The following is a 7,573-nucleotide window of genomic DNA, read 5'->3' on the forward strand; positions in this document are numbered from 1 at the left end:
TGGCCAGTGATCAGTTCTCTACGTCGGCTTTGGTGCGTGGTGCGTATTTCACTTCTGTGTATCAACAAGGCGTACCCACAAACGCATTTGATGATGCCGCTTCACGTCGTTACGGGCTAGATCATGCGATCAACAAAGCGCAGCAAGCCAAAAACTCAACGGTTTATTTCACACAAAAACTGTTTAATAACATCATCTATCCTGAAGCTGGGCTTGCCTCGGATAATTTTCGTGTTGCGAAGCAAAAACGGCGCTTGATTGGTTTGTCAGTAGTGGCCGGCTCTATTGCAACTGTGTTATTAGTCGGCACTTGGCATCGTTATTACCTTAGTAACGTGAAGCACTCTGATGCGGTGTTAGCGAAAGTAAACGAGTACAAAAACGAGTTCCCCTCTAATCTTTATTTAGCCTCTCAGCAAGATGTTCTCGTGCCGCTCAATAAAATTCGTGAAGCGACGTTAGAGTTTGGCTTCTTCCGTGATAAACCACAGTACATTTCCGATTTTGGTTTGTACCAAGGCCACACGATTGGTCCAATGGTTGAAGCTACTTATTTGAATTTATTGGAAAACCGATTTTTACCTCTGCTAATGGCTGATGTCGTTGTGCAGCTTAACCAAGCCAAAACAGATGAAGAGAAACTGGCCGTGCTGCGTGTTTATCGCATGATGGTAGATAAAAGTGGCCGCTATAAGGATTATGTACTCGATTATTTCTCCAAATACTGGCAGCAAGAGTTCGCTGGGCAACGCGTGATCCAAGAAGAACTACTGGGGCATTTAGACTACGCCATGTTACACACGGATTTAGCGGGTGATCGCGCGCGCGGTGATCGCAATGCAGAGTCGGTGATGAAGCCTTATGATCAGGTGGTGGCGAAAGTGCAGTCTGATCTTGGTTCTATGCCTAACGATCAACGTGTTTACCGTAATTTGAAGTTGAATGCACAAACGGTTCTTGGCCCCTCGATCAATTTACGCAACTTGATTGGCCCCGTCTTTGATGTGGTTTTTGAAGAGCGAGTGGTCAACAGCAGCTCGCTGTATATTCCGCAAATGCTTACCAAAAAAGGGTTTGAAGATTACTTCATGCCGCAATCAGAATCCGTTTCTGAGCTGGCCTTGATCGACAGTTGGGTACTAGGGCAATCCAAATCGGCTCAATTTAGCGAAGCGGATAAGCATGACCTTCGTAACAAAATCCGCAGCTTGTATGTGGCGGACTACACCAATACCTGGCGTGCGGCTCTTAATGAAATCAGCGTTAAGTATTTTAGCGACATCAATGACGCGGTGTCAGTATTAGAAAACTTTACCGGCAACATTGAACCGATGCAGCGTTTGCTTCGCACTTTAGAAAGCAATACTCAAATGTATGCCAGTGTGCCTAAAGATGAAGCCGCGCAAAAAGAGCTGTTAAAAAATCCAAAATACAAAGTTGCTTCGCAGATTGATGCGCCCTTTGCTGAACTAAACGCTATGCTCAAGCCGGTTGGTGATAAGCCAGCGTACATCAATGAAGTGTTAGTGGCGGTGGAAGAGTTACAAAATTACCTCAAATCTATTCAAGAAGCGCCAGATGTTGGTATGGCTGCGCTTGATGCCACTAAAGCACGCGTAAAATTAGTGAACGCTGATCCAATTTACACGGTGAAACGTATTGCATCAGGTTTGCCTAAACCGCTCGATACTATGGTGTCTAAACTGGCGGATGAGAGTTGGTATGTTGTCAAACAAGAAGCGATTAAGCACCTTGAAGTTCGTTGGCATGATGATGTTTACAAAACCTTTGAAGAGAAATTAGCTGGTCGCTATCCATTTAATGAGTCATCCAACAAAGACAGTTCTCTTTCTGACTTTGAAGCGTTTTTTGCGCCCAATGGCACATTAGACAACTTCTACAACAACCAGCTAAGAATGTTTGTGGAAGAAAATATTGCGGTCAATGATGACGATAACGCGCAGTCGATTATTCGCAAAGACGTTCTAGAACAGCTCAAGCAGGCGAAGAAAATTCAGCAAGCTTTCTTTAACCGCAAAGGGGTCTTAGACGTTAGTTTCTCGGTTGAACCGTTACGCTTGAGCAACAACAAACGCCGCAGTGTGCTGAATGTTGATGGTCAATATCTCGCTTATAGTCACGGCCCAAGAGACAGTGTCGAGTTGATTTGGCCAAATACGCTGCGTGATTCTGCGATCTCTAAAGTAACGTTAGTGCCGACTAAAAATAATATGTCGCCACGAAGTATTAATATCCAAGGTCCGTGGGCATTTTTCCGCTTGCTTGAACAAGGTGATGTGGTGGGTGCTAGTTCCACGTCGGTTGACTTTAAGTTTGCAGTTGACGGTGGTGAGATGATTTATCGACTCAATTCAGAGGCAGATATTAACCCATTCACCGAGCGGTTATTTAAGTCATTCAAACTCTCGAAAACCCTTTACTAAAATAATAGTGAGGAGCGATTGGTCATCGTTCCTCAACTCACTTAGGACGCTGTAGTCATGTCCAATATTGTATTTATCGACCACGCTCGTTTTCATTTGATAGATGATGCTGCCGCTGTTCGTCACATTGATGCCTACCAAAAGGTGAGAGATGAGATCAATCGTCGTAACAACCCATTATCAGGTGGTCCAGACTGGGCTGTGGTGAAAGTTGCTTGTGAAACATTAGCAAAAGGCCCGGGGATTGACCTTTTGCTGTGCGGTTATTACACCGTAGCCTGTTTAAAAATGCAGGGCTTAGCGGGATACGCCAATGGTGTTGAACTGTTGTGCTGCTGCTTAAGTAATTTGCCAAAACCGGACGTAAAATCGGCGAAAATGCGCAAGGAAGTGCTCGATTGGGTTAATGCTCGTGTAGTGCGAGAGTTAAAAGATCTGCGTCCGAATCATGAAGCACTGCGTGATTTATACCGTTGTGAGCGCTTTTGTGAGCGTATGCATGCCATTTTAGAGCTGCAACAGCCGGACTATTTGGTTGATTTCGAAGGAGTAGGTTTTGCTATTTTTGAACATATTGATCGTTTAGAAACGCAATATCATTCGCTGCTAAAGCGCCATACCCAAACGGAACAGGTTGAGCTGGTGCGTAGTCAAAAGCGCTCACGTGTTACGCATGTGGCCGCTTTTATATCCGGTGTTCTTGGTGTTGTGATGGTGTATGGGGCCGTCACTTATTTGCCGTTTTTCAACTCAATATCTTATGCAACCAACCTAAGGTTACCTGCTTTACATACGCCAGAGCAGGTCAATGCGTTTCAACAGGCCAACTCGCCAGCCAAGCTTGAACAGTTGTCAAATGAGATTGTGCCATTGTACCGAGAGGCGATTGAGCAAAAAATGGCGCGCTCTTTTGAATCGGCTCGTGTTGAAGCCCAGCAAGTGTTGGATGCGTTATTGCAACTTTATCCCCAAACCGAATCGGTGCTGGAGGTTGATCAAGCGTTTGCCGATGCTAAGCGTGAAGCTCTGCAACAAACTGAGCGCTTTATGGAGCGTTTTAGTGAAACGCGAACCAAGATGGCCAACATCGCGCTGCTCGCGCAAAAAGGAAAATTAACCGAACTGCAAAGACAAACCAAATCGCTGGAGGAGTTCGCTATTAGTCTGTCACCTATTTATGGGAGAGCTGCATATGTCGAAGAGTTGCTCAAAAAAGGTGATGTTGTACAGGCTGAACAGGAGTTTATGATTCTGAAGCAGCGGCTTAATAATTTGAGCTGGAAAATGGCCGAGCTCGACAAGCAGTTTGAGCATTTGACTGTGACACATAATCAGGAAGCTCAGACTCAATAAGCTGAGCAACAATTGGTTATTGAAGGGCAACTTTTTGCTCATATCAGGCAGTTTGTTGCCTTTGTCAATCGAGCTGTTTATAAGCTCATGAATATCAAAGAAAAATATCTGGCACTGCACTTGCTGTACTAGTGTCATTTTGCGATAAAAGAGTGGAAGGGAAAAAGATGGCAAGGTTAAGTTTTAGGCTCACCGTGGAGGGTTTGGCAGACGACACGTTGGTGGTGCGTGAATACCAAGGCGTGGAATCGCTGTCTGATAGCGCGCAAGCGGGCCTGCATTGCTACGGTTTTCGCTATGAGATAAAACTGGCCAGTCGCCAATCTGGCTTAACGGCGCTGGAGCTGGTGGACAAAACCGCTCAGCTTGAGATGCTGCGTGATGGCCTTGTCGTGCAGCGTGTGCACGGCATTGTGCGTCAGTTCAGTAAAGGCGATATTGGCCATCATCACACCTTTTACTCACTGACCTTAGTCCCAGCATTAGAGCGGCTATCACTGCGCCAAAACAGCCGCATCTTCCAGCTCAAAACCGTTCCTGAAATCCTCTCCATCGTACTGCAAGAAATGGGCATTAACGACTACGCCTTCTCGCTGAAACGTGAGTGTGCTCAGCGTGAATTCTGCGTGCAGTACCGTGAGACGGATATCGACTTCTTGCACCGCTTAGCCGCCGAAGAAGGCTTGGTGTATCACTTCATCCATGAAGAGGGGAAGCACACCCTCTTTTTCAGTGACGACAGCCAAAGCCTGACGAAGCGAGAAACGCCTATCCCTTACAACGCCCTCGCAGGTGGCGTGATGGAAAGCCCCTATGTGTCGCAATTAACGCAACACAGCCAAACCGAAGTGAGCCACAGCGCGCTGCAAGATTACAGCTTTAAAAAGCCGAGCTACTCGTTTGCTCAGCAAGCGCAAGGGCGCGAGATGGATTACCAGCAAGCGACCTACGAACACTTTGATGCACCGGGTCGCTTTAAAGACGACGTCAGCGGCAAAGCCTTTAATCAAATTCGCTTAGAGTACTTACGACGAGAAGCGCGTACCGCGACCGGAAAAAGTAACCATCCGGGCCTGCAAGCGGGCACAAAGTTCGACTTACAAGAGCATCTTGACGACAGCGCGAACCGCGATTGGGTTGTCGTGCAAGTGCATCATCAAGGGCGTCAGCCACAAGCATTGGAAGAAGAGGGCGGCAGTGGCGCGACCACGTACAGCAACCAATTCACGCTCATTCCTGCTGATGTCACGTGGCGTGCGACACCGCAAGCCAAACCTCAAGTGGATGGCCCTTGCATGGCATTGGTGGTGGGGCCTGATGGCGAAGAAATCTTCTGCGACGAACATGGCCGCGTCAAACTGCATTTCCCGTGGGACAGATATTCCAACGGCGATGAACACAGCTCATGCTGGGTGCGCGTCTCACAAGGTTGGGCTGGCAGCCAATATGGCATGATAGCCATTCCGCGCATTGGCCATGAAGTCATCGTCTCGTTTCTCAACGGCGACCCAGACCAACCGATAGTGACAGGCCGTACCTACCATGCCACCAACAAAGCGCCGTACACACTGCCGGATAACAAAACTAAAACCGTGCTGCGCAGTGAAACGCACCAAGGAGAAGGGTTTAACGAGCTGAGCTTTGAAGACCAAGCGGCGCAAGAGAAAATCTACCTACACGCGCAAAAAGACTTAGACGCCTTGGTGCTCAATGATGCCACGGCGCACATCAAGCACGACCAGCACCTCACGGTGGATAACGACCAATTTACGCACGTTAAACATAACCACCACCTCACAGTGGAGGGCGAAAGCCGCGAATCGGTTAAGGGTAGCTGTATATTAATGGTCGATGGTTCCTTGCACGTAAAATCAGGGCAAGTTTGGACTAATGAAAGTGGAGATGAAATCCACATCAAAGCTGGACAAAAAGTGGTGATCGAAGCAGGGTCAGAAATTACCGTGACAGCCGGCGGCAGTTTTGTCAAAGTCGATCCTGCTGGTGTCCATCTTTCTGGGGCGGGCGTTAATTTAAACTCAGGCGGAAGTGCGGGCAGTGGCAGTGGTTTTAGTGGTGATTTACCGTTATTACCTGGTGAGCTTGAACTGCAAAAATCCCCCGCGCCACCTCAAACCATTCTTTACCAAGCGCTATTGCAAGCTGAAGAAGCACGAGTGCCAGCCGTAAAAGTATGCCCATTAGCCGGGGATGCCTAATGTTGAAATCGTGGTTTGAAGCACAGTCAGAGCATCAATATTGGTTGGTTGATCATAAACTTCACAAGCTTGCTTTAGCGCAAAATGGTGGTTTTGGATTTGAGGAAGCCGTGCCTTTATTTTATGGCTCCATGTTTGACTCAGTTATGCCGCTATCACCGTGGCTAATTCCTGTCACTGATATTGTCTTGGAGTTGCCAGAATCGCTCCTTGCTCAGGGACTAGTGTTGTCAAGCCAGGTAAGCACACAAGAAGTTTTGGGTCATCTGCGGAGCTTATTAATTGCCGCATTAGATGGCGAAGAAGTGATGTTTCGCTTTTATGATCGTGATGTGATTATTCCCATACTACGAGCGATGGATGAAAATGAGGTGAATCACTTTTTAGGCAACATCAACCAATTGGTGGCGATTGATCACCATGAAGAAGACGCTCTCATTACCTTCAGTAATACCTCATGCAGTGAGTTTGTGCTTCGCCACGGGACTTGGTGGAAGATGTTACCTCACCACTTAGCGCCTTTGTACAACATAAATGTTCATGCCAATTCCTTAGAAAGACGTTGGTGGGAGCTATTGCCGCATCTTTTACAACGCCTAGAATCACCGCAGCAGACGATACTATCAGCCTTGCAATCAGCATTAGAAAAGCAAAATAGCTACGAGGTCGCAGAGCAGCATGCGTTAGTTGCGCTCGTCACTGCAACCGATACCGCGCTTGATGATTTATCCCATCCTTTACATTTAACATCGGATGAACTGAAAGAGTTAAAAGCCATTAAGGAGAGCTGGCAATGAGAAGTACAACAGGAGTTAGCCCTTTTTGTGCGCCGTGTGAAAATCGAACGCATTGGATTGAAATTATCATCCGTGATGAGTTCAATAAGCCATTTGAAGGCATCACTGGTACTATCACTGACTCAGCAAAGCATGAATTTCCCGTCGTATTAGGTGAAGCGCCTATCTTGCTTAAAACGCTTGCCCCCGGCCCGGTGACGCTCACTCTCGATGCTGAACAATGGTTAAGAGAGTCTCAGGGTAAGCTGAGAACACCCAATAATGAAGCCGACCCCACTTTAGATTTTGCCAAGCAATACCAAGACCATTTAGGAAATAGTGCCGTTTTTCTAAACGTAACCAGTGGCGATCTAACCGAATTGACGCCAGAACAAGCTCTACCAGCGAGGCACCAAAAAGGTCAAGCGGATGCTTGCAACTTACTGACAGATAAAAGTTATGTTCTTAAAGTGAGAGGATTTAACTTTATTACCTTACGTGTAGGTATGTTTTTTGATGGTACGGCCAATAATACTTACAGTGCACAATGGGGTAAAACTCAGTTAGAGAATTACTATCAAACATGGAAAATGAAATACAACGTTGATTGCGACATTATTTCCAGAAAAACAGGGCGGCTTAAAAACGATATTCCAGCCACTCACTTATCGAGCGAGTGTTTTGATTATCCTAAAAAAGACAATTTTTTTATCTCTTTATTTAAAAATGATGAAGGCGAAGTAGAGACAGTGGCAGGCAGCGCCACTAATGAGTTAACCAATGT

4 protein-coding genes and 1 pseudogene are annotated in these 7,573 nt (G+C 46.6%); all 5 read left to right on the forward strand.

All coding sequences use genetic code 11. The features are described 5' to 3' along the window. The coding region (gene tssM, locus AACQ17_RS03605) for a type VI secretion system membrane subunit TssM (protein WP_094167590.1) at positions 1-2,444 on the forward strand (2,444 nt) is incomplete at its 5' end. Positions 2,445-2,501: 57 nt separating this feature from the next. After that, a complete protein-coding gene (locus AACQ17_RS03610) occupies positions 2,502-3,797 on the forward strand; it encodes a type VI secretion system ImpA family N-terminal domain-containing protein (protein ID WP_094147755.1) in 1,296 nt (431 codons plus the stop codon). A gap of 167 nt (positions 3,798-3,964) precedes the next feature. After that, positions 3,965-6,013: a type VI secretion system Vgr family protein gene (locus tag AACQ17_RS03615; RefSeq protein ID WP_094167592.1), complete on the forward strand. Its 2,049-nt coding sequence runs from the start codon at positions 3,965-3,967 to the stop codon at positions 6,011-6,013. Further along, positions 5,989-6,810 (forward strand): DUF4123 domain-containing protein, encoded by an 822-nt coding sequence (locus AACQ17_RS03620; protein ID WP_374956458.1) that lies wholly within the window; start codon positions 5,989-5,991, stop codon positions 6,808-6,810. Before AACQ17_RS03615 ends, AACQ17_RS03620 begins: the two co-directional genes overlap by 25 nt. Then, positions 6,807-7,573 (forward strand): annotated as a pseudogene (locus AACQ17_RS03625) (DUF2235 domain-containing protein); the annotation flags it as partial. The gene AACQ17_RS03620 and the pseudogene AACQ17_RS03625, both read left to right, overlap by 4 nt.

Source organism: Vibrio sp. V10_P2A27P122, assembly GCF_963874335.1.
Lineage (GTDB): Bacteria > Pseudomonadota > Gammaproteobacteria > Enterobacterales > Vibrionaceae > Vibrio > Vibrio anguillarum.

Bases quoted from the DNA above. Each gene is read 5' to 3' on its own strand.
- AACQ17_RS03620 (WP_374956458.1), top strand. From the start codon at position 5,989: ATGCCCATTAGCCGGGGATGCCTAATGTTGAAATCGTGGTTTGAAGCA.
- AACQ17_RS03615 (WP_094167592.1), top strand. From the start codon at position 3,965: ATGGCAAGGTTAAGTTTTAGGCTCACCGTGGAGGGTTTGGCAGACGAC.
- AACQ17_RS03610 (WP_094147755.1), top strand. From the start codon at position 2,502: ATGTCCAATATTGTATTTATCGACCACGCTCGTTTTCATTTGATAGAT.